The 25,127-nt window shown below is 69.5% G+C and carries 17 protein-coding genes; 7 read left to right on the forward strand and 10 right to left on the reverse strand.

Going from position 1 to position 25,127, the window contains the following annotated elements; translation table 11 throughout:
* The first annotated feature begins 1,385 nt into the window (after positions 1 to 1,385).
* Positions 1,386 to 1,643 (forward strand): hypothetical protein, encoded by a 258-nt coding sequence (locus QOZ89_RS14930; protein WP_312624056.1) that lies wholly within the window; start codon positions 1,386 to 1,388, stop codon positions 1,641 to 1,643.
* Positions 1,644 to 2,296: 653 nt separating this feature from the next.
* On the opposite strand, the gene QOZ89_RS14935 is transcribed toward QOZ89_RS14930, so the two are convergent.
* A complete protein-coding gene (locus QOZ89_RS14935; RefSeq protein ID WP_312624057.1) occupies positions 2,297 to 6,475 on the reverse strand; it encodes a TIR domain-containing protein in 4,179 nt (1,392 codons plus the stop codon).
* Positions 6,476 to 7,032: 557 nt separating this feature from the next.
* Between QOZ89_RS14935 and QOZ89_RS14940 the strand changes: the two genes are divergently transcribed.
* Positions 7,033 to 7,203, forward strand: a complete 171-nt coding sequence (locus QOZ89_RS14940; protein ID WP_157910442.1) for a hypothetical protein — start codon at positions 7,033 to 7,035, stop codon at positions 7,201 to 7,203.
* A 92-nt stretch (positions 7,204 to 7,295) separates the two neighbouring features.
* Here QOZ89_RS14940 and QOZ89_RS14945 read toward each other — a convergent pair whose 3' ends face one another.
* Positions 7,296 to 7,751, reverse strand: a complete 456-nt coding sequence (locus QOZ89_RS14945; protein WP_241841538.1) for a nitroreductase family deazaflavin-dependent oxidoreductase — start codon at positions 7,749 to 7,751, stop codon at positions 7,296 to 7,298.
* 397 nt (positions 7,752 to 8,148) lie between these two features.
* Here QOZ89_RS14945 and QOZ89_RS14950 point away from each other — a divergent pair, with 397 nt between their 5' ends.
* The 3 genes from QOZ89_RS14950 (at position 8,149) to QOZ89_RS14960 (ending at position 11,597) form a co-directional block, all read left to right on the forward strand.
* Positions 8,149 to 10,209, forward strand: a complete 2,061-nt coding sequence (locus QOZ89_RS14950) for an FUSC family protein (RefSeq protein WP_071047273.1) — start codon at positions 8,149 to 8,151, stop codon at positions 10,207 to 10,209.
* A 453-nt stretch (positions 10,210 to 10,662) separates the two neighbouring features.
* Positions 10,663 to 11,016: a VOC family protein gene (locus QOZ89_RS14955; protein WP_071047274.1), complete on the forward strand. Its 354-nt coding sequence runs from the start codon at positions 10,663 to 10,665 to the stop codon at positions 11,014 to 11,016.
* A gap of 347 nt (positions 11,017 to 11,363) precedes the next feature.
* Positions 11,364 to 11,597 carry a hypothetical protein gene (locus QOZ89_RS14960; protein ID WP_071047275.1) on the forward strand — a complete coding sequence of 78 codons (234 nt, stop codon included), beginning with the start codon at positions 11,364 to 11,366 and terminating at the stop codon, positions 11,595 to 11,597.
* Here the strand turns inward: QOZ89_RS14960 and QOZ89_RS14965 are convergent.
* The 7 genes from QOZ89_RS14965 to QOZ89_RS14995 all read right to left on the reverse strand — a co-directional run bounded on the left by QOZ89_RS14965 (position 11,576) and on the right by QOZ89_RS14995 (position 22,127).
* Entirely contained in the window at positions 11,576 to 12,394 is an 819-nt protein-coding gene (locus QOZ89_RS14965) for a polysaccharide deacetylase family protein (RefSeq protein WP_241841540.1), read from the reverse strand. The genes QOZ89_RS14960 and QOZ89_RS14965 overlap by 22 nt on opposite strands.
* 760 nt (positions 12,395 to 13,154) lie before the next feature.
* Positions 13,155 to 13,916 (reverse strand): VC0807 family protein, encoded by a 762-nt coding sequence (locus QOZ89_RS14970; protein ID WP_241841541.1) that lies wholly within the window; start codon positions 13,914 to 13,916, stop codon positions 13,155 to 13,157.
* 172 nt (positions 13,917 to 14,088) lie between these two features.
* The gene (locus QOZ89_RS14975; protein ID WP_071047277.1) at positions 14,089 to 16,278 is read right to left on the reverse strand and encodes an MFS transporter; all 2,190 of its coding nucleotides are present in this window, start codon (positions 16,276 to 16,278) and stop codon (positions 14,089 to 14,091) included.
* A gap of 289 nt (positions 16,279 to 16,567) precedes the next feature.
* Positions 16,568 to 18,217 (reverse strand): protein kinase domain-containing protein, encoded by a 1,650-nt coding sequence (locus tag QOZ89_RS14980; RefSeq protein WP_071047278.1) that lies wholly within the window; start codon positions 18,215 to 18,217, stop codon positions 16,568 to 16,570.
* A gap of 173 nt (positions 18,218 to 18,390) precedes the next feature.
* Positions 18,391 to 19,269 (reverse strand): hypothetical protein, encoded by an 879-nt coding sequence (locus QOZ89_RS14985; protein WP_071047304.1) that lies wholly within the window; start codon positions 19,267 to 19,269, stop codon positions 18,391 to 18,393.
* Between the two features lie 657 nt (positions 19,270 to 19,926).
* Positions 19,927 to 21,039 carry an adenosine deaminase gene (gene add, locus QOZ89_RS14990; protein WP_397428777.1) on the reverse strand — a complete coding sequence of 371 codons (1,113 nt, stop codon included), beginning with the start codon at positions 21,037 to 21,039 and terminating at the stop codon, positions 19,927 to 19,929.
* A 185-nt stretch (positions 21,040 to 21,224) separates the two neighbouring features.
* Positions 21,225 to 22,127 carry a lysophospholipid acyltransferase family protein gene (locus QOZ89_RS14995; protein ID WP_397428775.1) on the reverse strand — a complete coding sequence of 301 codons (903 nt, stop codon included), beginning with the start codon at positions 22,125 to 22,127 and terminating at the stop codon, positions 21,225 to 21,227.
* 387 nt (positions 22,128 to 22,514) lie between these two features.
* On the opposite strand from QOZ89_RS14995, the gene QOZ89_RS15000 reads away from it, so the two are divergent.
* Complete coding sequence (locus tag QOZ89_RS15000; protein WP_071047306.1) at positions 22,515 to 23,204, forward strand: M50 family metallopeptidase; 690 nt, start codon at positions 22,515 to 22,517, stop codon at positions 23,202 to 23,204.
* Between the two features lie 45 nt (positions 23,205 to 23,249).
* Entirely contained in the window at positions 23,250 to 24,152 is a 903-nt protein-coding gene (locus QOZ89_RS15005) for an SOS response-associated peptidase (protein WP_071047279.1), read from the forward strand.
* A gap of 177 nt (positions 24,153 to 24,329) precedes the next feature.
* Here QOZ89_RS15005 and QOZ89_RS15010 read toward each other — a convergent pair whose 3' ends face one another.
* Positions 24,330 to 24,896, reverse strand: a complete 567-nt coding sequence (locus QOZ89_RS15010; RefSeq protein ID WP_071047280.1) for a YceI family protein — start codon at positions 24,894 to 24,896, stop codon at positions 24,330 to 24,332.
* Positions 24,897 to 25,127: the final 231 nt, after the last annotated feature.

A 25,127-nucleotide genomic window follows, 5' to 3' on the forward strand; every position in this document is an offset into this window, starting at 1 on the left:
TGCTGGCGCCGCCCGCTGCCGTAGTGCTGAACAGCCTCAGCGCTCTGCCGGACAGCTCAGACGAGACGATCGGGGCGGCAGCAGACGCTGCGTACATGGCGGCCCGGTACCGGGCAAGCCAGGGATCTTACGCTGCGGCGAGCCTGCGGGAGATTGCCGAGCGGCTCGTCATATCCACCGGGAAGAAGAAAGGCCAGCACCCGTCAGCGGCCACCGTCATGCGGATGCTCCGCGACCACGATGAGAAGGCACTGGAAGCTTCTGATTACGGATAGCTACTTTGCCCCTGGCCGTGGCTTCAGGAGTTCGAGGCCGGATGAGGGTCCTCTCTGGGAGGGCCGGGCACGTGTTCTAAAGCAGCCGACACCTTGTTGCCCGACAACGCACTTGCCTAATGAACGCCCGGCGGAATCCAGCCGGCGAACCGGGGATGCCAGACCATGGCCACCCGCCAAGCCTCATCCTCCAGCCGCCCGAAGACGAAAACCGTCGCCGTCGCCTCTTTGATCACATTTTTCTCCCGCCCGCCCCGAACGTCGCTGCCAGTCCGTACGGCAACCTCGTTGCTCAACTTCTCTTCGACATCACCCCAACCGCCAGCCACCCCGGGTCGAGTTCTGATGACAGTGGGTGACGGAAGGTGGGATCGCGGAGCGAGCCACCCGCGCAGCCCGAAACACCGCCCTCCCGTCCGGCACATATGGAACCGGTGGCGACGCCACCGGTTCCCAGGACAACCACCTGCTGAGTCACCGGCCACCGGGGCCAATTCCCTGTGACCAGGCCCAGTGCTGGACCGACCCCGCACTCCGATGAGTAGGAGTGCTGGCCTGATCCTCTAGAACCTGACCTCCGCGAACGGACTCGACCGGCGACGCGGCCCGAGGGTGCAATGGCGCCGTGGGCCGGGTCCGTGGCGTTCAGTTCAGGACCGTATTCTTAGTGAAGTCAGATCGGGGGTCAGTATGGCTGGCAGGCGAATAGGCGGGGACGGCGGGGGGAGTGACCCGGCGGCGCGCCCGCGATCGGGAGTCGCCGTCACCGTGACGGTGGCCGTCGCGGTAGCTGTCGGTGGAATCACCACGACGGGCACCGTCACGGCCAGCGGAACCGCGAGTGGTTCGTCGGCTTCTGCAGACGGAGCTGGCCGAGGAAATTCACGGGGATCCGCAGAGCGTCCCACCCTAGAGATCAGCACGGAAGATCTCCAGTCAATCGAGACCAAACTCGCCCGTAGAGGCCTGCATGGCAATGGCCGGCTGGAGCATGACGGTGCCACGTGCGCCGAGCACGCCTACGGTCAGGTGCGGACGTTCTTCCAGCGGCAGCCGTGCACGGATCTCTACCGAGCACAGCTTGAGCTGAAGAATCGGAAAGGAGACACGGTGCTCATCGCCATCTCCTGGGTAGAGATGCCCGATGAGATCAGCGCGCAGGCGTACAAGAAGCTCGTTGATGCCCCTGGCACCGGGAATATCGTCGAACTCTCCCGTGAGGGTGGGCGGTACCGCACAGTGCGCTACACCGGACTGCACTATCATCCGGGTGGCCACGGCACCATCGTCAGCAATGCACAAGCCGAACCCGTCGCCCGTGGATGGACCGGCATCGCTCTGCAATCTATCGTCAATGCGGCCGTGTGAAGTTCAACCCGAACTGACGGACCGAGTGCCGACTACGACGGGTTTGCTGTCGATGCCTTCACAGGGTGGAGCTCCGCCGCGTCGAGCGCGGTGCGGGCCACCATGGCGACTACTCCCGGGCGAGGCGCGGCCGGCAACACGAGTATTCCGGTGTCTCAGCTCTACGGACTGTCCGAACGCATCGGTGACAGGCGAGCGAGTCGCCGCGAACGAGTCCTCGGGAGGCGGCCTGACACCGGGTTCGGACTGGCTCGCGTTTCCAGGCTAAGCGCGTGTCGTGGACTGGGTGTGGATTCGCGAACGACTCCCTGTCGTTGGCGATACATTTTCCCAGTTCACAGCGATGTCGATCTTCCGAAATGAACATCACCCAGATCTACGAAGGCACGAACCAGATACAGCGCGTAGTGATGTCGAGGCAGCTACTGAAGGGCTGACCGGCGGCGCGTTTGCGCTGGTCGGAGGCCAAATTCGTCGTCGGGAAGCTCGGCGGCTGGAGCGGCGTCGGTAACGCTGGGTGTCCGGTCATGGCCGGCTAGAGGCGGCTGTGGCCGGGTGTCTGTGGACTCGATCATGGTCTGCGGTGTCGTTACGGTGGGTGGTCACGGGCGCGGCCGGCGGCGGAGCAGGCGACGTATCCGTGCAGTTGATGATCACGACGATCGGGCTGGACCCCAAACCAGGATTGTTCTGTCGTCTCCGGCGGAGGCGAGCAGGGTTTGACCGTCGGTCAGCGTCACGGCGGTGAGCGTGTTGATCCAGTCGCTGTGGCCGGTGAGGGGTTCGCCTGTGGGCTGCCCAGTGGCTGGGTCCCACAGCCGCACTGTTGCGTCGGCTCCCGCGGAGGCAAGCAGGGTGGGGCCGTCCGATTGCGGCATGGCGGCCAGGGCGAGCACCGCGCCGGTGTGTCCGGTGAGGGGATTGCCGGTGGGCTGGTGCGTAGCCGGATCCCACAGTCGCACGGTCCCGTCGCTGCCAGCGGAGGCGAGCAGGGTCTGACCGTCGGCCAGCTTCACAGCGGTCAGCGCGTCGATCCAGTGGCTGTGGCCGGTGAGGGGTTCGCCCACGGGCTGGCCGGTGGCTGGGTCCCATAGCCGCACCGTTGCGTCAACTCCGGCGGATGCGAGCAGGGTGCGGCCATCCGATTGGGGCACGGCGGTCAGCGCGAGAACCGGGCTGGTGTGGCCGGTGAGGGGGTTGCATGCAGGTTGTCCGGTGGCTGGGTCCCATAGTCGCACCGTGGCGTCGTCTCCAGCGGAAGCGAGCAGGGTGCGACCATCGGCCAACGCGACTGCGGCCAGCGCGTTCACGGCGCCGGTGTGTCCGGTAATGAGATTGCCTGCGGTGTGGCCGGTAGTGGGATCCCACAGCCGCATCATTCCGTCACGGTCGGCGGATGCGAGCAGGGTGCGGCCATCCGATTGGGGCACGGCGGTCAGCGCGAAAACCGGGCTGGTGTGGCCAGTGAGGGGGTTGCACGCAGGTTGTCCGGTGGCTGGATCCCATAGTCGCACCGTGGCGTCGTGGCCGGCGGAGGCAAGCAGGATGCGGCCGTCGAGCCGCCGAATGGCGGCTGTCGCGCGCACCCAGTTGGTGTGGCCGGTGAGAGAGCTGCCGACGTGCTGTCCGGTGGCGGGGTCCCATAGTCGCACCGTGGCGTCGTCTCCAGCGGAAGCGAGCAGGGTGCGACCGTCGGCCAACGCGACTGCGGCCAGCGCGTTCACCGTGCTGCCGTGCCCCGTGAAGGGCTGGTCAGCTGGCTTCCCGGTGGAGGGGTCCCACAGTCGCACCGTGGCGTCTTGTCCGGCGGAGGCGAGCAGTATGCGGCCATCGGCCAACGTCATCGCGGCCAGCGCGATCACCTCGCCGCGGTGACCGGTGAGCGGGTCGCCCGCGGGTTTCCCGGTGGCTGGATCCCATAACCGCACCACTCCGTATCCGTCGGCGGAGGCGAGCAGGGTGCGTCCGTCCGGCAGCGGTACCGCAGCAAGCGCGAGCACCCAGCTTGTGTGGCCGGTGAGCGGGTTGCCTACGGTTTGCCTGGTGGCGGGGTCCCACAGTCGCACCGTGGCGTCTTGTCCGGCGGAGGCGAGCAGTGTGCGGCCATCCGGCAGCGGTACGGCAGCAAGCGCGAGCACTGACTTGGTGTGGCCGGTGAGCCGGTTGCCCACGGTTTGCCTAGTGTCAGGGTCCCAAAGTCGCACCGTGGCGTCTTCGGCGGAGGCGAGCAGGATGCGGCCGTCCGGCAGCGGCACGGCAGCAAGCGCGGGTATCCACTCGGCGTGGCCGGTGAGCGGGCTGCCCACGGTTTGCCTGGTGGCCGGGTCCCATAGTCGCACCGTGGCGTCTTGTCCGGCAGAGGCGAGCAGGGTGCGGCCATCGGCCAACGTCACTGTGGCCAGCGCGTTCACCGTACCGCCGTGGCCGGTGAGGGGGCTGCATGTGGGTTGTCCAGTGGCTGGGTCCCACAGGCGCACCGTGGCGTCGTGGCCGGCGGAGGCGAGCAAGATGCGGCCATCGTCCACTGTCAGCGCGGCCAATGCGTTCACCGCGCCGCCGTGCCCGACAAGAGCCCGGTGCGCGGTGCCGGTCCACATGGCAGTTCGGACGGTCCAAAAACGGTGGGTCCGTCGGGCGCTGGCTTCGGCGAGGGCGTGGGCGCGGGTCTTCCGTGCCCAGATGTGCAGCCACCAGCTCGGCGGATCGTCGGGATGGGTCACCGAGTCGCTGAGCGCCAGTTCGTAAGCGTTCATTGCGGCGACCGCTGCTGACGTCCCCAGGGCACGCCGGTGGACCACGAGAGTTCCGGGTGCGCAGGTGAGCAGGAACCCAGGATCGCTGACCAGGTCGTCGAGAACACCGGCGAGAGCTGCGTGTTCGGCAAGGTGGACGCCGGTGTATCCGTCTGCCGCGACCCAGTCTCGGGTGTCGATCGTTCCTGGGGGGATCAGAGCGGCGGCAATGCGCCTGTGGGCAGCTCGGGTGGCGGCGGCATGGTCATAGGCGAGGTGCCGGAGTTCCTCGTCGTTGTGTGTCGACGTGCCAGCGCAGAACTCGCGCAGGCTCTGATGACGGGGAATGTAGCGATCGGGGTCCCCTCCGGCGCGCAACGCGAGAAAGGGTCGGAACAGGCTGCGGAGCAGGTCCCGAGTGTCGGACTCGGGGATGTCAGCCCAGACGGCCACGGTCGCGGCGGGCTGGGGCTCGCGGATCGCTGCCAGCGTGGCCAGCACCGGCAGCCCATGGTTTCGCCAGCGGTTCACGCCGAGCTCGGCGCGCCAGCGGGCCACAGTGTCGGCGTAGTAGGCGGCCAATCCTGAGGGCAGGCGGGCGACGTCGGCGGGGTCGCGGGCGTGGTCGCGGATCTGGTCGAGCACGGTCAGCGCATAGATCCACAACCCGCCCGAGCGGTCCAGAAGCATACGGCAGAATCGATCAACGGAAAGTCCGGAGATGCGCAATGCCTTGGACAGTTCGGGATCGCTGGCGGTGATGGCAGTCAGATAGTTGAGCAGGTCGCGGTGGTTGGCCGCGCTTTCCACGTCGATCCGCTCGACCACTCGTGCCTCTGCGGGCACCGCGACCATTTTTGGCCGCGTCGTCGCGATGATGACCGTTCCCGGGGGAAGGCTTGGCGGTAGTCCAAACGACAGTTCGCCTGTCGGGGGCAGCGGGGCCTCGTCCAGACCGTCGATGAGCAGCACCACCGGCACACCTGGCGTTTCGCGGTCCCGGCGGGCGGCGGCCTCGGACAGCCTGCCCGACAACCATGCCGTCGACTCGGCGCGCTCGGGAAGGACTCCGTCTGGTGCGGCGTCCTCAAGCTGCCAGCGGGCGATGAGCTGCGCGCCGAGGTTACGCCGCGCGATCTGCGGCGAGCGGCCTTCGGCGAGGCGAGTGAAGTGCGCGGGCCAGACCCGGGTGTACGCGAGGTAGGTGGCCAACGCGGACTTGCCCATCCCGGCTTCGGCCTCGACGAGCAGATAGCCACCGCGGCGCTGCTGGACGCAACGGTTCAGGAAGGCGTCGATCCGGCCGATCAACTCGGTGCGGCCCCGGAATCGGCTGACCGGGTTGTCCAAGTCCGCCGGATCAGCGAGCCGCAGGTCACCCGGCAGTGGGTCGAGCGGGATCACAGCCTGTCGTAGCGACTGGAAAGGCCCGGTGAACCGCCGCGCGAGCGCTGCGCGGTAGTTGACTCCGACGGCTGGCCCGCCTGATGGGAGCACATTCCCCGTCTCGCCACCGCCGGGCTTGCCGCGGCTCAAGGCCGGCGCGACTCCGCCGAGGTCGGGGGCGGCGGAGCCAGCCGGAAACGGAGGCGTGGCTGGGGCACCCGAGGAATCGGATGGGAACGACGGCGCGCTGGTCGGCTTTGCTCGCCCACCGGACACCGCGAGCTTGGCCGCCTGTAACAGGTCATTGCGGGCTTGATGTTGTGAGATCCCGAACAGGTCGAACGACACGACGTGGTCAAGCAAACTGGGTCGATCGCAATCCGCCACCCGGGCGACGAGCAATCTGCGCCGCACCCCGGTCGGATCCGCCTTCCACGCGGCCTGCCACTCAGCGGTGCCGTGCACCGAACGGGCATAGCTGTCCGACAGCACTGCCAGGGTGCGGGCTGCGCGCCGGACGCCATTCTGCATGCCGACTATCCAGTTCGAGCCAGGCACGAAGTCCCACGCCTGCAGTAGCACCCGATAGCCGGTCTCCTCCAGTACCCAGGCGATCCACTCGGCCCACCCCTGGTCCGCCTTGGTGTAACTGATAAAGAAGTCGCGTTCCTCCGCCGCGTCGTCCGCCTCATCGGTGACATCCCCACTTGTCACGCGGCCAGTGTGTCACCAGCACAAACTGCACTAAAACGTCCGTGCCCGTGGTGGGCTGGCGTTGAGATGCGACCGTGTGGTCGATGTCGCTCCTTGCGGGACGACTAACTGACCGTCGATGGCTACCTGTCGCGAGTGATGCAGCCAGGTCGGAGCCATCGCGAGATCTTGAGATGGCCCCGAAGTGATCGGAGACGCAGTCGACAGGGATGGATTAGACAGTGTCGACTAAGGCTCCTATGTGATTTTGGCGGCGCGTGTCCTGTGGTGAGTAGTCGGCGACGATGTCCGTGTTCTGTAGTGCTACGCATTGGATGGGTTGTTCTGGCTGAGAGAATCTGCCCGTTCGCGAGATTTCTGGACTCGCGATTTCCTTGCCACGGGCAAGACGCGAGTTTGGGTACTCGTCCAGAGTCGCGCGCTGCATTTGCCCAGGTAGAGGGGGTGTTTTGGATCTTCAAGGATCGCGGCCCGAATCTGCGAAGGCGCGAATCAGGTACGGCGCGTGGTGATGTCTCGCCAGCTCGTCGTCTGGTTGACCAAGGAAGATCGGCGGCATGTCGACGGATCTTGGGCTGCGGACTCGCCGAATGCGGGTGCGGTACCGCACCGACGACGGCGCGGTCGTCGACACGACGCTCGACAGGCTGACCGTGGACGAGGTTGCCGGTGGGCTGCAGGTCCGGGAGTTCCGTTGGCGGAAGGGCCAGCGTCACTACTCCGGATAGGTACTGGTCGTCCACTGCCGGCCGTCTGGTGATCTACGAGAGCCGTCTGGAACTGGGAGCGCGCGGAGTGGTTCTTCGGGCCGGCCCCCGACTCAGGTCCGTTCGAGGAGCACGACCGGGATATCCCGGTCCGTCCCGCTCTGGTAGGCATCGTAGTCCGGCCAGAGCGCCGTCATCGTGAGCCACAGGCGGGCCTTCTCGGCGGGCTCCGCCACCCGGGCCTTCGCTGGGAAGCGTTCCGTCCCGACCTGCAACTCGACCTCCGAGTGGGCGAGCAGGTTCAGATACCACAGCGGGTGCTCGGGAAAGCCGCCCTTCGATGCGACGACGACGTAGTCGTTCCCGTCCCGCCCGTAGATCAGGGGCGTGCGGCGCGGCTTCCCACTGCGACGGCCCCGCGTCGTCAACAGCAGCGTCGGGGCTCCCCGCTCGAACGAACCGTCGATGCCGTACCAGATGTGCCCATCGGCACCGCCGCTGTCGAGATAGCGGCGGGTGTGATCAGCTATCCAGTCCATCGGGCTGTCGCTGGGCGTCGTCTCGGTCACGCGATCTCCAGGCGAGTTGGCGTCGGGGCGTCTCGGTGATAGAAGCGCGGCGAACCGTGGTCGTCCCCGAACGGGCCCGGATCCGTTCGATGCGGGCTCACGCTTCGTGCCAGCATCCGCCGGCGCGGGGATGTTCCCATCCCTACCTGGAGTAGGTGGACAGCCGTGGGCGGCGAGGGCGAGGACGTCGGCGACCATGCCGATCGACTCTTCGGCGGTCACCCCGTGAGCGGCGTTTTCCCGCGGGGGTGGCTCGTGGTGCCGAGGGGGTGGGCATAGCGCCGGGGTGGAGCTGGTGCGGCGGGGAGCGTCCGAGTCGGGTCCGGCTTCGTTGCGGGGCGCGTTCACAGTGCGGCGGCCCCCGCCCGGGCGGGGGCGCCTCGCGCTGGTCAGCGCGTTGGCGACGGGGATCCCGCTGGCCGCGGGGCAGCTGACAGGACAGCTCTCGCTGGGGCTGACGGCGACTCTGGGCGCGGCGACGGCGATCTACTACCCGAGGTCCAGCTGGCGCTACCGGAGCAGGGCGCTGCCGGTGGTCGCGGTGGGAGCTGCCGCGGCGGGAAGCCTGGGGGCGGTGGCCTGGGGGAATCCGTGGCGCACGGCCATCGTGGTGGCCACGGTGGCGTTCGTCGCCACAGCGTTGTTCGCCGCCCTGCTCGCGCCCCCGCCCGGCGCGGTGCCGATCGTGGTCGCCTGCGCGGTCGCCACCCAGCTTCCGCCGGGCGTTGCCCCGGTCGTGACGCGGGCCGGACTCACCCTGGCCGGCGCGGCCTTCGCCTACCTGCTCACGATGATCGTTGCCCGCGGGGACCGGGCCGGGCCAAGCCGGCGCGCGGTCGCCGAGGCACTCGAGGCGCTCGCGACCATGTCCGACACACTGGGGACGGGGCGGACAGAGGTCACACGTCACGACGCCCAGCGGGAGATCCGCCGGGCGGAGGTGATCGTTGCCCGGGACCGCCCTGGCGGTCAGCTCGCCGCGATCGCCGCCCGTCTGCGGCGCGTCTTCACCCGGATCGTGGACTACGCGACGCTCACCGGGCGTCGGCCGCCCGCCAGCGTGTCCGGGCGCCTGCGGGACTACGCTGCCGGCGTCTCCGTCGGCCGGTACGACCCGGACCGAAGCACGCGTGCGCGGTGGTGGCGTCGCGCGCCCCCCGCCGACCCCGGACTGGCTGGCGACGCGGCGCTGGCCACCGCCTGGGCGGGCGCCGCGGCCCGCGCGTACGTGCTGGTTGACCGCGTGGACGCGCCGACCCACGCAGGGCGGCGCCCCTGGCCTGCGTCGCGGCCCATCACCATCGGGCCACCCATCCACCCCGGCCGGGTGGCGGCGCGGCGCGGGCAGGACCAGACGTCGCGGGCGTGGCATCGGCTCGCCGCGACGGTGGCCGAGATGACGCAACCGACGGGCGTGCGGCCGGTGGCGCCGATCATCGCGCCGACCCGGGACCTCCTCGCGGACGGGCTGCGGCTTCGGTCCCCGGCGTGGCCCTGGGCGGTGCGCAGTGGTCTGGCCACGGCCGCGGCGGCGCTGCTCGCGATCGCCGCCGGTATCGACCGGCCCTTCTGGGCTCCGGTAGCCGCCGCCACCGTCCTGGAGGTGCGGTCCGCCCGGGTCGCCGGGCAGCACACCCTGCAGCATCTGCTCGGAACCGCGCTGGGCACGCTCGCCGCCTTCGCGCTGCTGGTGGTCCCCTTCCCGGTGTGGTGGCTGATCCTGACCATCACCGTCCTGCAGGCCGCGATCGAACTGCTCGGCCCCGCCAACGGCGGTATCGGGGCGCTCCTGGTCATGCCGTCGACGATGCTCGTCGCCGAGTTCGCCGGCCCAGAGCAACTGGCCGGGCCGCTGGTCACGTCGCGGCTCCTCGGCACGCTGCTCGGGCTCGTCGTCGGCCTCGTCGCCTCGCTGGTCCTCTGGCCGCGGGCCGCCGCCCAGAGACTGCCGGACGCGCTGGCCGACTGCCTGCGTGCGATCGGCGTTCTCCTGGCGAACCTGCTGGTCGAGTCCCGCACCGGAAGGACGCCCCCGGCCCTGCGGCCAGTCCCGACGTTCGAGCACCCTGCGCGACACGGAGCGCCCGATCAACGGCGTCCCCCAACCGAACGGCGGCGGGGGGCGGCGCGCCACCACGTCGAGGCGACGCTGGAATGGCTCTCCGAAATGCACGCCGAGGCAGAGAACGAGCCGGGAGAGGCGGCCCGAGCGATCTGGCCCGCGGTGATCGCCGCCCGCAGGCTCGGCTACCTCGTCCTGCTCGAGCCTCCCGGGCTGCGTGACGCGCTGCCCGCCACCGCGGCCTCACCCGAGGCCATCCGCCTGCTGTTCAGCCAGCTCGCCGCCGCGATCCGGGGCGACGGCCCGTCGCCACCACAGGAACCGCCCCAACTGCCGCCGTTCCCGCCGCTGCGGGGCGAGTTCGCCGCACTTGTCGGCGCCGCCCCCCAGCGCTGACTGCCCGGACCGTGCATGGACGAGCCCGGACGCCCGCTGTGGCCATCAGCCCCGTGACGTACATCAGTGGACATCGGCGGAGTGGCGTTCGGTCCGGGCGTGCTGCTGGCCAGCGGCGGCGACGGTGCCGTCACCCAGACGCCGGTGAGCTCGGCGATGACATCAAGCGGTCCAGCGGTGCAGATGACGCATCCCTGCGGTGTGCAGATGACGCATCCCTGCGGTGTGCGTTGCCATGCCCACTCGTCAGGCCTTGCCCACAGCGTCCCGCCGTTCGGCCCGAGGTCGGAAGGATCAGCCACGCTGCCATCTTCGCTGTGGGCGCGAGCTGCGATGGGCCGAAGCGTGCCCGCACGCGTTGCTTGACGAGTTCCCCGGCGATTGAGGTGGGGAGTGAAGCGGGCGATGGCGTGGCACTGGCTCGCCCGATCGCCGTCCTGACAGGATGGCGACATGGAACGTGTGCTTGGAATCGGTGGATACTTCATGCGTGCCGCCGACCCGGTGGCCCTGGGTGCCTGGTATCGCGATTGCCTCGGCCTGGACGCTGATGAGCACGGCCTGTGGCATCAGGAAGTCGGGCTGACGGTGTTCGCGACGTTCGAGTCCGAGACCGACTACTTCGGGTCCCGTGCCCAGCAGGCTATGATCAACTTCCGGGTCCGCGACCTGGACGCGATGCTCGCGCAACTGCGCGCCAAGGGCGCGGACGTGGTTGAAGAGACGCAGGACATGGAGGGCGTCGGTCGATTCGGCTGGGTCACCGATCCCGCGGGTAATCGGATCGAGCTGTGGCAGCCCGCCTGACCGTGTCTTCACGCAGGCGATGATGTGCTGATGGCGCACCAGATTGTCGAGGTGTGAACTCTGCCAGAAGGCGTCGAACGCTCCACGGTTCAGCACGTAGTCAAGACCCGGCCCGAGAGCCAGGTTCTGGAGCCGGAATGGGCCCTACATGTAGCGGTACCGGATCCCGGCTCGCCAGCTCGACGGCCTTCTTGGCGTCCGGCTTGCCCCTGCACTTCTGGATGGCGTGACGGATACAGACCAGGACATCGTTCGCCAGGAGATCACAAACCAGGCACGATGGCGACTTCGCCCTCACCTGTCAGTCCTCGCCCCGATATCGACGCGTCGACGCGACGATGGGAGCTATGACCGGACGCCACACCGGTGACCCCGTCGTCCGCCTCGCCGCGCGGGTCGTGCTCCTGCATGCCAACAACGCGGTGCTTCTCCAACTGCACGACTGGCCGCACGAACCACACTGGCCTGCCCTGGCGGCCCGGGAGGCCCAGCGCGCGCCTGACGTCAGCGTTCAGGCGGGTCTCGGCGATCGCCTGGGGCGGAGCCGCGTAGCCGCCTGTTACAGCGTCACGAACGTGTAGCCCTTGCTTTTCAGCTTGGGCAGCGCCACCTCCAGGGCCTTCACCGTCTCCGAGCGATCCGTGCCGTGCCCGCTCGGCCGGTCCCCGTCACCGTCATGGCAGAGCAGGATGTCCCCGGGCTTCGCCGTCAGAAGGCTGTCGATGATCTTCTGCGTACCGGGGCGAGACCAGTCTCTGGGGTCGACGTTCCAGGCGATCGGGGTCAGGCTGTGCTTGGCCGCCGCTTCGAACACGGCCGGCGACCAGTCGCCGCCCGGCGAGCGGAACAGGCGCGGGGCGGTGCCCGCGGCGCCCACGATCGCGGACTGGGCGCTGCTGATCTCCTGTTCGATCGCGGCCGCGGACCGGTGAGCGAACGGCTGGGGATGCGTCATGCTGTGGTTACAGATCGCATGACCATCAGCGACGATCTGCCGGACGAGATCCGGGTGGGCCTGCGCCTGTCTCCCGACAAGGCAGAAGGTCGCCCGCACGTCGTACTTCCGGAGCAGCGCCAGTACTCGCGGCGTCCAGGAGGGATTCGGTCCGTCGTCCAGGGTCAGCGCGACGGCGTTGGCCGGGGCCCGCGGAAGGATCTGGTGCACGGTGTAGACGGGCCGTTTCGGCATGGCCACTGACGCCGCCGCCGGCGGCGTTGGCGTTGCTGCCGCTGCCTCGGCCGCCAGGGCCGGTCGCGCGGACTCGATCACGCCCGCCGACGTCAGCGCGATGGCCCCAGCCACGATCCAGGCCACCAGCCGAGATCGGACGTTGCGCTCGTTCAGGTCCCGCCTCGCCTCCGGTGACCGACCGCGCACGCATGCTCCCCGACGGGGTCCACCCATCCGACCGTCTGCATGCCACGCGCTTCCGGACCGGTTACGCAGGGTGCTCCTGGCGCGGATTGACAAGAGAAATGCTTTCCCGCGACACCTGCGGATGCCCGGAAAACCGGCACGTGAAACCGCGATCGGCTGGCCGCGCCCACGAGGAGAATGCTTCTTCGCACCCGCCCGGCGAACGCCTGCAGGTTCGCCGCTTCTGCCCCGCGAACAGATGAGATGACATGTACCGGAACCGTGGGCAGAACTCGGCGTCGGTCCGGCGTACGCGCCCCGGCGGGTTCGTGCTCCCGACCGGAACGAGTACAACGTTAGACAGGACTCGGGGCCGAGGGCAAACGCCCGGCATCACCGGGCACGGTGCCGATCGCTGACCGAGCGCATTCTCCGCTCACCCACAAGGAGATCGGCGGCCGGCTTGTGACCATCGTCACACGCCGTCCACCGTTTGACGTATCCAAAACGTGGCTGGTCTGCGTCATGAAGTAATGAACGCGCCAGCAGGAGGGCCGGGTAGGCGCCGCGAACTACCAGATCATGGGACCGGTCCCAGGCGGTAGGAGCTGTACAGGCCTCCTCCACGAATATCAACGAGCCGCATGATCGAGGCGCTCGCCAGCAAAATCGTGTAGTTGCACGCTTCACCGTTCTGGAACGCCGGTCGGCCGGCGCGCACCCCACGACGATGCCATGGGATCGCGACGCGGCCCGCGAAGGGAACAACCGCGAAGCGCCATCAGGCCGCGCGAGCTGCGCGGAGACCTTCCTGACCGGCGACCCGCCACGACCAGGCGATTGTGATCAACGTGGCCACGACGGGCAGGGCGGTGCCGGTGATCCCGCGGACCGCGACGAAGACCTCGGTCGTCTGGGATGTCAACAACCAGTACGTGAAAGCGGAATTCCCGAGATTCACCGCCGCCCACAGGAGGGTGAGCCCGAGGAACAGCTTGCGCACGCCGGGCCGGGCCGTCACGCCGGGAGGCAGCGGGCAGAAGTCGCGAGCCAGCCGATGAACGAGGGGCCGCGGAGAAAGAGCGGACAGCAGGAACATCATTCCGATGATTCCAGCGACGATGACGGGCTGAAGGAAGTAGACGAAGGCGCTGCCGCTTATGATCGCTACCGCGGTGCGCACGGTCAGCCCGACCGAGGACAGCACCAGCAGCGCCGGGATGCGCCGCCTGGTGGCCACACGCCGGCTCACCGCGGCGTATTCCCACACCAGCGCGGCCAACGCCGCCAAAGTGAAGCTGGAAAGGTGCAGGACGACAAGAAAAAGAACCGCCGGTATGACCGTCGCCTCGATGAGATGAGGCAGCCCGTGTCTGGCGATCATCGTAGGCTTGGGGAGCCGGGCGTCGGCCTGCGGGACCACCTCGCCGGATCCCGCCGTGGCGGCGGTCGGGCGGTGGAGCACCGACCTCGCTCCCGTCAGAAAAATCGTCGTCTCCAACGGGTCGGGGCTGGGCCAGCGGTCCGCTACCGCCCCAACCATACGCCCGTCCAACGGGCCTGTTTCATCCAGCCAAGTCGGCCGACTTTGGCGGCACATCTTCTCGTCCGGAGACCTCGCCCGCCCGGGCCCCACCGCGACGTCGGTCCGAGTTGGAGCGTCTCTCGCGGTGGTTCGGGTACATCTCTGATCATGGATGTGACGGAGAACAGCCTCACTCCGCAGCCGTTCCGGATGATCCGTGGGAGCTGGCGGTGGTGGGTGTGGTGGGGGTGTTGAGGCGGGCCAACTCGGCGTCGACCATCACCTGATGTTCCTGCTCCTGGCGTCGGGCGGTGCTGGGGCGCCACGGCCCGGCCATCAGGAAGATGAGCGGGATGAACACCAGCTCACCCGCGACAGCGATCCAGAAGTAGGTCTGCCACTGGCCGGGGGAGTCCTCCGCGGCCTTCTGTACCTTCGCCCCGTTCTCGTCCAGGTACATCAGCACCGCCTGCACCTTCGGGTTCTGCAACGGGGTGCCGTACTTGTCGAGGTAGTCGAGGTCCGCCGCGGGCACGGCGGCGAGTGCGGTGAGCTGGTCGGCGGCCTGCTGCACCGCGTCGCCGTTGGCGTCCATGAAAAGCAGATCGGGCAGCGGCACCGCGCGCAGGTCGGTGAGCCTGGTGTGGGCTACTTCCGGGGTGAGGCCGAGCTTCGCGGCGATCTCGCCCTCGGCTGTGGCCGTCGCCGCCGTGTCCGCCGGGTTCGTCAGAACTGTGACGATCGTCTGGTCGTCGATCGTTTCCGCCGTGGCGAGCTCCGCCCCGTAGCGGCCGCTGAGATCGATCACCCGGGCGACGTCGGCGACCGGCTTGCCGGAGATCTCGCTGAGCGCCGCGGCCTGCGTCGCGGTGTTCGCCGGGTCCTCGGACAGCGCGCTCTGGGTGGATGGGGTCAGCTTCGCGGCCGTCGCGAGCTGTGTCTCGTACTTCGTCGCGAGGGCCTGAACCTTCCCGACGATGGCCGGGTCCGCCGCGACGGCCTTGACGACGGCGTTCTGGGTGGCGTCGAGTGTCGGGTCCTGCCCGCTCGCCGCGGCCTGCACGGTGGGGCCGTCCTGGACCAGCGGCGTGACGGTGGTGACGACGTAGGGGAGCAGGAAGGTCGAGACGGTGACGACGGCGCGGATCGTCAGCCCCCACAGCGCCAGCCCGGTGGCGGTGAGGGCGGGGTTGCGCCGCTCGACGGTCTCGGTGAAGCTCGCCATCCACGGCGCGAACGCGAGGCCGAGCGAGATCGCGAGCGGGACGAGGATCCCGACGAACGTGTAGTAGCCCGTGTCGGCGTGACTGGTGCGGCCGATCAGCAGCAGCGTGCAGACGACCGCGCCGACCGCGCCGACGACCATGAACGGCTTGCGGACCCGCAGCCGGTCCGACACCCAGCCGATCAGGATCAGCGCCGCCGCCTCGCAGCCCCACATCCAGTTGCCCAACGCGTTCGCCTGCGAGGTGCTGAACCCGAACAGTGTCTGGAAGAAGATCGGGAAGAAGCCGACGGCGACGAAGTAGATGAACAGGAACAGGCTGATGGCGAGCGCCGAGCCGACGATGTCCAGGTGCAGCATCTGCCGCCACGGCCGGCGCAGCGCCGCCTCGAGGTCGGCGGCGTCGAGGCCCCGGGCCCTGGCCTCGACCAGGGCGCGGTCGCGTTCGCTGACCATTACCTGATCCCGCAGCCGCGGCGAGAGTTCGCGCAGGAACAGCAGGGCGATGATGAACACGCCGAGCCCGGCGAAGCCGGCGATCACGTATTGGTCCCGCCAGTCGGTGAGGTGATCGGCGGTGTTGCTCACCACGACGCTGACGATCAGGCTGCCGGCGACGGGGCCTATCGTCCAGAAGCCCATCGCCGACGCCCGGCCCACCTGCGGGCTGAAATCACGGATCAAAGCCGGCGTCGCGACGAGCACGGTGCCCTCGATCGCGCCGAGCAGCGAGTAGAGAATCCCGACGCTCCAGCCCGACTCGACGTTCGGAAAGCCGAACAGGCAGATGAGCGCGCAAAGCAGCACGCCGATGGTCACGATGTTCGCTCGGCCGTAGCGGTCGCACACCCCGCCGGCGAGCGACGCCAGGGCGCTGGCGAGCGCGGACACCACGTTGATGTTGACGAAGAACAGGAACGAGATGCCGGTGCTGGTCAGCACCTGCTCGCTGACACCGCTGATCAGGTAGTACTGGTAGTAGAACAAGATCGTCGTCAGGACCACGATCGACAGAGCCGCCAGCCGCGGCCCGAGCGCGGGATAGTGCGCCAGTTCCCGCCGCCACAGCCGGCTGATCCCGAGTCCGGTCTCGTCACCGGTCCCGCCAGGCGGGAGGTCTCGGGGAGGAGTGCTGGCGGCGGCGGTTGCGCTCATGGCGGGTCCTGTCGCTGGTGCGGCGCCAGATCCGGCGATCGACGGCGTGTGCGCAGGTTAGGGGGACCATCGGGCGGTTTCAAGCAGTTCGCCCCACTCCGGGACGTCCTTCGGTGCTGCGCTGGTGATGCGAGTACCCGCCGGATCGGTGCGTCACATCGCCGGCACGCACGGCGTCAGTCGACCGCTCGGCATGAGTGGGCCAGGCGGGCGACTGCCGCGCTGACCGGCGGGACGCGGTTCGGGTGGGCGTTGGGAAACAGATGATCCGGTCAGTTGGGCCCCCGCCCTAGCCGCCAGTGACGTGGGCGTCGCCGAACACCGTGACCGATCGGTCCCAGTAGTCCGCCTGCACCTTCGTGGTCATGAGGCGCAATCGAAGGACTCCCGTGACGTTGATATCGACGGGGACGGAGTCGCCCAGTTTGACGGTGTGTGACGCCAGCCGGCGACCGTCGCCAAAGACCTCGATCAGGTAGACCGTGCCGCTCGTGGCGTCGTCCGAGAGCCCCACCGTCGTCTGAAGGTGCTGGAAATGCCTTCCAAGGTCATATTCCACGTACGTTGGAGTTTCGCCGCTGTACCCGAGGTTGGCGGGGAGTCGAACGCTGTGCACGTACGCGGCGCCACTGACCGAGGCCGATCCATTCGTGCCCGGAGCGGAAGAATCTACATTCTCCTGTACGATTTTCGAGTCCGAGAGATAGCGGTCGACAGTCGTCGGTGCCGCGCTCGCGCTCGGGCCTGAACTACCTGTCCCAGCTGTGGCCGGGGATGTACCGCTGCTACCGTTGTTCTCCCGGCCCGACGGTTCGTTGGGTAGATTCGCGAGAATTCCGACGACGACCAAGACTACGAGCAACGCCGCGCCGAGTGCGCCGAAAACCCAGGGCAATGCGCGGGAGCGCGACGGGCGAGGAGATGGTGGCGACGGTATCCATGGCGCCGGCGGCTGAGGAGGCCCGGGTACGGTGCGCGCTTGGGACGGCGACGGGGCGGGCGCGGTGAGGGTGTAGCGGGTGAGGTCGGCGCGCACGGTCGCGGGCAGCCAGCCCCCACCGATGCGCAGCCGCTCATCGGTGGACGCCTCCCGACACAGTTCGATCAACTTGGCGGGAGTGGGTCGGCTTGCGGGATCCTTCCGCGTGCACTGCTCCAGCACCGCACGGACCTGATCCGGGCAGCTGTCCCAGTCGGGCTGTTCGTGCAGGATGCGATGGAAGACGGCGGCGTCACCGCCGAACGGGTATTCGCCCGTGGCCGCGTAGTAGGCGGTGGAACCAAGGGTGAACACGTCCCCAGCTGTGCCGAAAACCTTTCCCTGTACCTGCTCGGGGGCCATGAACGCGGGCGTTCCAATCCGAGCCCCGGTCCCGGTGAGGGCCGCCGAGGAGGATTCGACCGCCCGCGAGATGCCGAAGTCGATCACCCGCGGGCCCTCCTCCGCGAGGAGGACATTCCCCGGCTTGAGGTCACGGTGGACGACACCCGCGGCGTGGATCGACTGGAGTGCTTCCGCCACCCCGGCGATCATCACGAGGACGGTCTCCGCCGGTAGTGGCCCCTGTCGGGCCACGGAGGCGGCGAGCGAGGGAGCGGGTACGTAGGCGGTGGCCAGCCAGGGCAGGGGCGCGTGCGGGTCACAGTCGATGACGGGGACGGTATAGAGGCCTTGGACCCGCTGAGCGATCGTCACCTCTTTCTCGAAGCGACGGCGGAACTCCGGATCGGCGGCGAACTCCGCCCGGGCGACCTTGAGCGCCACCGGCCTGCCGCCGGGAGTGTAGGAGAGGTAGACGGCACCCATGCCGCCCGCGCCGATCCGGGCTCTGAGCAGGTATCCGCTGATCACACGAGGATCCTGCGGAGTCAGCGGTGTGAAGACCGCGGCCCAAAGCGGCTCCGTCCCGTCAGACGTGTGAGGTGAAGCGCTCGTCATCGGTCTCCCTCGGCCGCTGCCCTCGGCGCGTGACTCCTGACAATACGCATTATTCCGATCACCAGGCGACGCAGATGTGCAGAAAATACCGCGAGTCGCCACCAGCGGATCGCTCCCCGGTCAACGTCGAGCCGTGGCCGGGTACGGTCCGGGGCCTGCACGCGGCCCGTGAGTCAGGGCTGGATGACGTCGTCGATGGTGGTGGCGGTGCCGGCGCGGCGTAGCCAGGTGTCGAGCTGGTCGAGGTCGGTGCAGGCGAGGATCTGCTCGCGGGCGGTGTCGGGGACCGCCACATGGCGAGCATCCAGCACCGTCAGCACCGAGCGCCCTTCACCCTCCGCACGGCCCTCTGCGCGTGCTCGGGCGTCGAGCTGGCGGTAGAAGTCGCTGTAGTACCTGTGTCCAACAGCGCGGGCCATGTACGCCTCCCATCTGGTCCGGACCGCATGAGGCAACCCGGCCACCAATATGTCATCGTACGAGGCCGCCACCTCGGTCGGAGCCGTTCGCAAGACCTCCGCGAGCGCGGGGAAGTGGTCGTCGATGTTGGGGTCGTTGCCGTGGCATATCGCGGAGAACACCGCGAGCGCGGGATTCGCACGAGCCTGGTCGACGTCGACGATCCGAGGCACATCCCGCGGCGAGAAGATGAGCGGTTCCTGCGGTGAGTAGCGGCCCCCGGGCTGGTATAGCCGCTGATAGCGCCGAGCCACGGTGGGGTCGGGACAGTAGACGAGCAGAAGCGTCCTAACCCGCAGGCGCACGGCCATGTGCGCCACGTAGAGCATCCATGTCCACTGCTTGCGCGGATCCCAGCCGCGCTGGATCTCCAGCACGACACCCAGTACCGGGTGATTGTCGGCATCCTTGAACAGCAGCGCCCCGTCGGCATGGTAGGTGCGGGGAGCAAGCATCCGCATGTCGGTGCTCGGCTCCGTGACCTCGCGAAAGCTCGGCACCTTGACTAGAAAGATATCCGACAGTAGGTCGAGCACTACGTTCGGGGCAAGCGTGGCCAGCTCGATTGGCGCCTCGTGTTCTCCGCTCGGCATGGCGCCCACCATAAACAAATCGGCCCGTATATGGCAAACCGGCACGGAAGGTAGTCGCTCGGAAAGCTCGTCGAAACAAATCGAGCGCTCGTCGAGCGCTTTTGTCGACGATTCGGCTCGCCGAGCCCACGTTCAAACAGTTACCCGGCTCAATAGTCAAATGCCGACGTCGACGCCAGGAAGACACGCGTACCGAGCCGTCCACCGCGCTGGCCGTCATTCGCTGGGCGTCGCGGCCGGTCGGTGGGCGGTGTTGGTGGCGGTGAGGACTAAGGGGCCGAGGATGCGGCCACGGGCTGGCCGGTGAGCTCGGGGGCGCCGCCCGGGAGGGTCAGGTAGCTCATCGCCAGGCGGACCACGCAGTCGGCGACGAGCTGGCCGTCGCCCATCTCGCCGTCAGCCGGATCTTCGGCTCCGCATGGTCCGGGCCGCTCGCGGCCGCTGACCGGCGGGCCAGGCCGCCGTCGCGCGCGGGCCCTTGCGTGTGGGCCCCGTAACCGGGCCGTCCGAGGATGCTCGGGCGGCCCGGCCCCATTCTGAGAGGCCGCGGCGGGTGTCCTCGCGGTGGCCGCGCGCTCGCGCCTGGCCGGCCTGCGTCAGACAGTAACGCGGCGACGGCGCTGGGGGATCCGTGTTTTCCCTGAGTCCTGGTGCGCGTCAGCGTGCGGTGAGCGCGTCGACGGCGGCGCGCTGCTCGGCGACCAAGGCCTCCTTCCGGTCCTCGTCGAGGAACGAGTGGCGGACAGCGGCCGTGGCGAGCCCGGCGACAGCCGCGCGGGACAGGCCCAGATCGCGCAGCGCGTGCAGGTACTCCTCGCGCAGGGTCGTGCCGAACATCGGCGGGTCGTCGCTGTTCAGCGTGACCGACAGTCCCTCGGCGATCAGCCTGGGCAGCGGGTGGCTCGGGTAGTCCGCGACGACGCCGGTGCACAGGTTGGACGTCGGCGAGACGTCGAGCGGGATGCCGTCCGCGCGCAGCCGCGCGAGCAGCGCGGGGTCCTCCAGCGAGCGGATGCCGTGGCCGATCCGGTCGGCGCCCAGGTACTCGACGCTGTCCCAGATCGTGCGGGCACCGGTCGTCTCGCCGGCGTGCGGGATGCTGCGCAGGCCGGCCGCCCGCGCCGCCGCGAACGCCTCGGCGAACTGCGGCCGGGGAACGCCCGCCTCGGCGCCGCCGACGCCGAGGCCGACGACGCTGTCACCGCCGTGGGCGATCGCGTACCCGACGGTGAGGTCGGCGACCTCGAGGATGTCGACGTCGGGCAGCCCGCCGGGGATGTCGGCCATCCAGCGGATCTCGATGCCGGTCGCCGCCCGCGCCTCGGCCCGGCCGCGGTTGATGCCGGCGAACACGTCCTCGATCGGGACGCCGCGCATCGTGTGGATGTACGGGGTGAAGTAGATCTCCGCGTAGCGGACGTTCTGCGCGGCGAGGCCGAGGGCGGTCTCGCGGGCGAGCAGCGCGAAGTCGTCCTCGTCGCGCAGCACCCGCACCGCCGTCCGGTAGACGCGCAGGAAGTGGCTGAAGTCCTTGAAGGCGTACCACTCGCGCAGCGTCTCTTCGGATGTCGGGATGTCGTCGACCTGGTGACGGCGGGCGAGTGCGAGCACCGTGCCGGGCAGCATCGAACCCTCGAGGTGGACGTGCAACTCGACCTTGGGCAGCGCGTCGACGAACTCCTCGTCGCTGACGGCGCTGCCAGCCGCGGCGTTGTTTCTGATCGCCCTGTCCCTGATCGTGCTGCTGTCGGCGACGTCCGGGTGCGACACCATCAACAACTCTCCGGGGTCTCGGCCGCGCACGGCGCGGCATCGCGGGAAGCCAGCCTCGCCGACGCCGCCGCCAGGATGGCGGCGAGCGGGCTGCGTCCGTCCTGGTGACGGGGTGCCGAAGCTGACGATTCGGACGATCCGCCGCGCGGCTGGCTCCCGTCAAACAGCCTGACAGAAAGCCGTCAGGCCGCCGGGGGCGTCGTCTGCTCAGTCGGCGCCGCCGCGGTGCTCTCGGCGCCCGCCGGCGCCTGTTCCGCCGGCACCTGCTTCGCCGCCACCTGTACCGGCGACGCCTGCTCCGGTGACGCCTGGTCGGGCAGCGGGTGAGCCGTGGACGCCGCGGGAGCTGGGTCGTCAGGGCGGGTGGACGCGGCGTCCTGTGGGCGCGGCGGCGCGGAACCGCCCAGGTGGGCCGGCTGCCACCAGTCGGGCCCGCCGGGCGCGGGCGGCGGGTAGCGGTGCTGGTCCTCGTCGAGCAGCTTGCTCATCGCGTCGAACAGCAGGGCTGTGCCTGCCGCCGGGTCCGCGAGCTCCGCCGGCGGGATCGGGGCGCCGACCGTGAGCGAGACCGGGGTGTGCCGGGCCTTACGCAGATTGCGCGGCTGGCCCTTGGTCATGATCCGCTGGCTGCCCCAGATGACCAGCGGGATCACCGGCACGTCGGCTTCCCTGGCCATCCGCGCCGCGCCGGACTTGAACGGCGCCAGGCAGTAGTGCGGGTGGATCGTCGCCTCGGGGAACACGCCGACCAGCTCGCCGGCGCGCAGCGCCTCGATCGCCACCTTCAGTGACCCGGCACCGGCGGCCCGGTCGACCGGGATGTGGTGCATGCCGCGCATCAGCGGGCCGGTCACCTTGCTCTCGAAGGTCGGCTTCTTCGCCATGAACCGGACCATGCGCTTGCGCTCGCGCCAGAACGGCACGCCGGCGAGCGCGAAGTCCAGGTAGGAGATGTGGTTGATGAGCACCACAGCGCCGCCGGTCGCCGGGATGTTCTCCCGGCCGCGCACGTCGAGCTTCAGGTCGAGAGCCCGGAACAGCCCGAGCGCGACGCTGATGACCGGCCGGTACACGTACTCCGCCACCTGTGCCTCCGTCCTGTCCAGCCGTCCGCCCAGAGTGCGCCGGCTCGCCCAGCGCCTGCCGGCCGGGTATGGCTTCGGCGACCTTCCGAGGTCAGGCCGCAGGTCGGGGTGGCCACGCGCCCGCTTCGGCGTGGGCCGCCGCGGCCGCCGCCGGCCGGCCAACATTACCGCCACCGGCGGACACTTCCGGCCCATGCCGGCCGGGTGGCGACGGCCGGGGTGCACCTTCTCCTCGGAAACCGGTATGAACGGGCCGTAGGGGAATGCGGCCGACGACCGCGTGGTCACCGCGATGGCCCGTCATCGGGACGGGCCCGCCGTGGTGGCGCCGCCGCGCCGTCGCCGGCCACGAGGCTCCCCACCGAGGAGACGGCCCTGTCTGACCTGCTGCACCGCGCGCTCGTCGTCCAGCCGGCGCCGAGCCGCGCGGTACTCGCCGCCGCCGGCCTGCTCGCGCTGCTGGCCGTCGCCAGCAACCGTTCCTGGCCCGTCGCCCGGCACGTCATCACGATCGTCCATGAGGCCGGGCACGCCCTCGTCGCGCTGTGCGCTGGGCGCCGCCTCGCCGGGATCCGGCTGCACTCGGACACCTCCGGAGTGACGATCTCCTCGGGCCGGCCCCATGGACCCGGGGTGGTCTGCACGGTCGCCGCCGGCTACCCGGCGCCGGCGCTGCTCGGCCTCGGCGCGGCGGCGCTGGTGTCGACCGGGCGCACCGCGCTGCTGCTGCAGCTGTTCGTCGTGCTGCTGGTCGGCGTACTGGTCGTGATCCGCAACGGGTTCGGCCTGCTGTCGGTGGTGGTGAGCATCCTGATCGTGCTCGCCGTCTCGGTCGTCGCCCCGGACGCGTTGCGCGGCGGTTTCGCCGCCTGTGTGACCTGGTTCCTGCTGATCGGCGGCGTGCGGCCCGTGTACGAGGTGTCGCGGTCCCGCCGCCGGCAGCGGGGCGGCGGCTCCGACCCCGACCAGCTCGCCCGCCTCACAGGCTTGCCGGCCGGCCTGTGGGTCGCCGTCTTCGCCGTGTCCAGCCTCGCCTGCCTGGCCGGTGGCACCGCGCTGCTCGCCGGTGTCTGGTAGCCGCGTGCGCTCCGAATCGTCGTAGGACGGTCCTACGCTGAACACATGTGCGGCCGGTATACCCAGACGCTGAGTGCGGACGACCTCGCCGACGCGATGTCGGCCCGTGACGACACCGGCGGCGAGGTGCGTGAGCGCTATAACGTCGCCCCGACCACCACCCAGCCGATCGTGACGGCTGAGCGCCCGAAGCCATCCCCCGGGGACTCCGCGGGCGGCGCCGACGGCGCCGACGGCTCCTCTGAGACCCCTGTCGCGAGCGGCCGCGTGCTGCGGCTGGCCCGGTGGGGGCTGGTGCCGTCCTGGGCGAAGGACGTCTCCATCGGCTCGCGGATGATCAACGCGCGGTCGGAGACGATCGCCGAGAAGCCGGTGTTCCGTAAGCCGTTCGCCGCGCGGCGCTGCCTCGTCCCCGTGACCGGCTTCTACGAGTGGCACCGGCCCGAGAGGAAGAAGCGCGGCCAGCCGTACTACATCCACCGCGGCCAGCACCCGGGCATCGGCCCGGCCGGTCCGCTGCTCGCCTTCGCCGGCCTGTACGAGGTGTGGCGCGGTGGCGACGAGCCACTGACCACCTACACGATCCTCACCACTGGCCCGGCCGTCGGCCTGGAGTTCCTGCACGACCGCTCGCCGGTCGTCCTGCCGGCCGCCGCCTGGGACCGCTGGCTCGACCCGGGCTACGCCGACACCGACGCCCTGCGCGCGTTGCTCGTCCCGGCGCCGGCGGGTGTGTTCGAGACCCACCCTGTCGACGCCGCCGTCGGCGACGTCCACAACCAGGGCCCCACCCTGGTCGAACGCATAGAACTCCCGCCGGGCGCCCCCGACCCCCAGGCGACTGCCCCCGCCCCGGTGGCGGGCGAGCCCATCGACCTCTTCACCGCCCCCGACCCCGCATCCCCGACGACGGCCGAGGCCCCTGTCGATCTGTCCGGCCACGTCTGAAACGGCCGGCATCGGCCTGGAGCGTGCTGGGCACGTCCCCGCGGCCGCTCCCATGGCTTGGTGGGCTCGTCCGCGTCGCAGAGCGGAGGGAGCCCACCAGGCCATGAGCTAGCGGCGGAGCGGCGTCGCCGGCGCGCGGGATGCGGACCAGCGACGGGTCGTGGGCGGCCGGGCGGGTCAGGCCTGCTTGATGGCGGAGATGTCGAGCTGGATCTTGACCTTGTCGCTGACGAGGACGCCACCGGTCTCCAGGACGGCGTTCCAGGTCAGGCCGAAGTCCTTGCGGCTGATGGTGGTGGCGCCGGTGAAGCCGGTGCGGGTGTTGCCGAACGGGTCCAGCGAGCTGCCCTCGAACTCCATCGCCAGCTGGACCGGCTTGGTGACGCCCTTGATGGTCAGGTCGCCGGTCATCGTGTACTCGTCGCCGTCCTGGCTGACACCGGTGCTGACGAAGGTGAGCGTCGGGAAGCTCTCGACGTCGAGGAAGTCAGCCGAGCGGACGTGGCCGTCACGGTCCGCGACGCCGGTGTCGAAGCTGGCCGCCTGGATCGTCACGTTGGCCGCGGACTTGGCCGGGGCGGAGCCGTCCAGCTCGAGGGTGCCCTCGAACTGGTTGAAGTAGCCACGTACGGTCGTGACCATCGCGTGCTTGGCCGAGAAGCCGATGCGCGAGTGCGCGGCGTCGACGGTCCAGGTGCCGGTCAGCGCGGACAGGTCGGTCGTGGTGACGGTGGCTTCGGACATCTGGGTCCTCCTGGTAACGCGGATCTCCACCGCCGCCGGTGGCGGTGGACGTCTCGACCGGTGCTGGGTATCACCGATCGTTGCCCGAGCAACTATATAGAGCGACCCGCGTATTCCCACCGCCGCTCCACGCCCGGATGGTGTGCCGCTCGTCCCAGCCGTCCTCACCATGCTGGCAGGGCCCCGGCCTGGATCGGGCAGGGCTGTGGACGGGCGGTCGCTGTCCACAGC

Origin of the sequence: Pseudofrankia coriaricola (assembly GCF_032027725.1) — a bacterium.
In the GTDB taxonomy this organism is placed as follows: domain Bacteria; phylum Actinomycetota; class Actinomycetes; order Frankiales; family Frankiaceae; genus Pseudofrankia.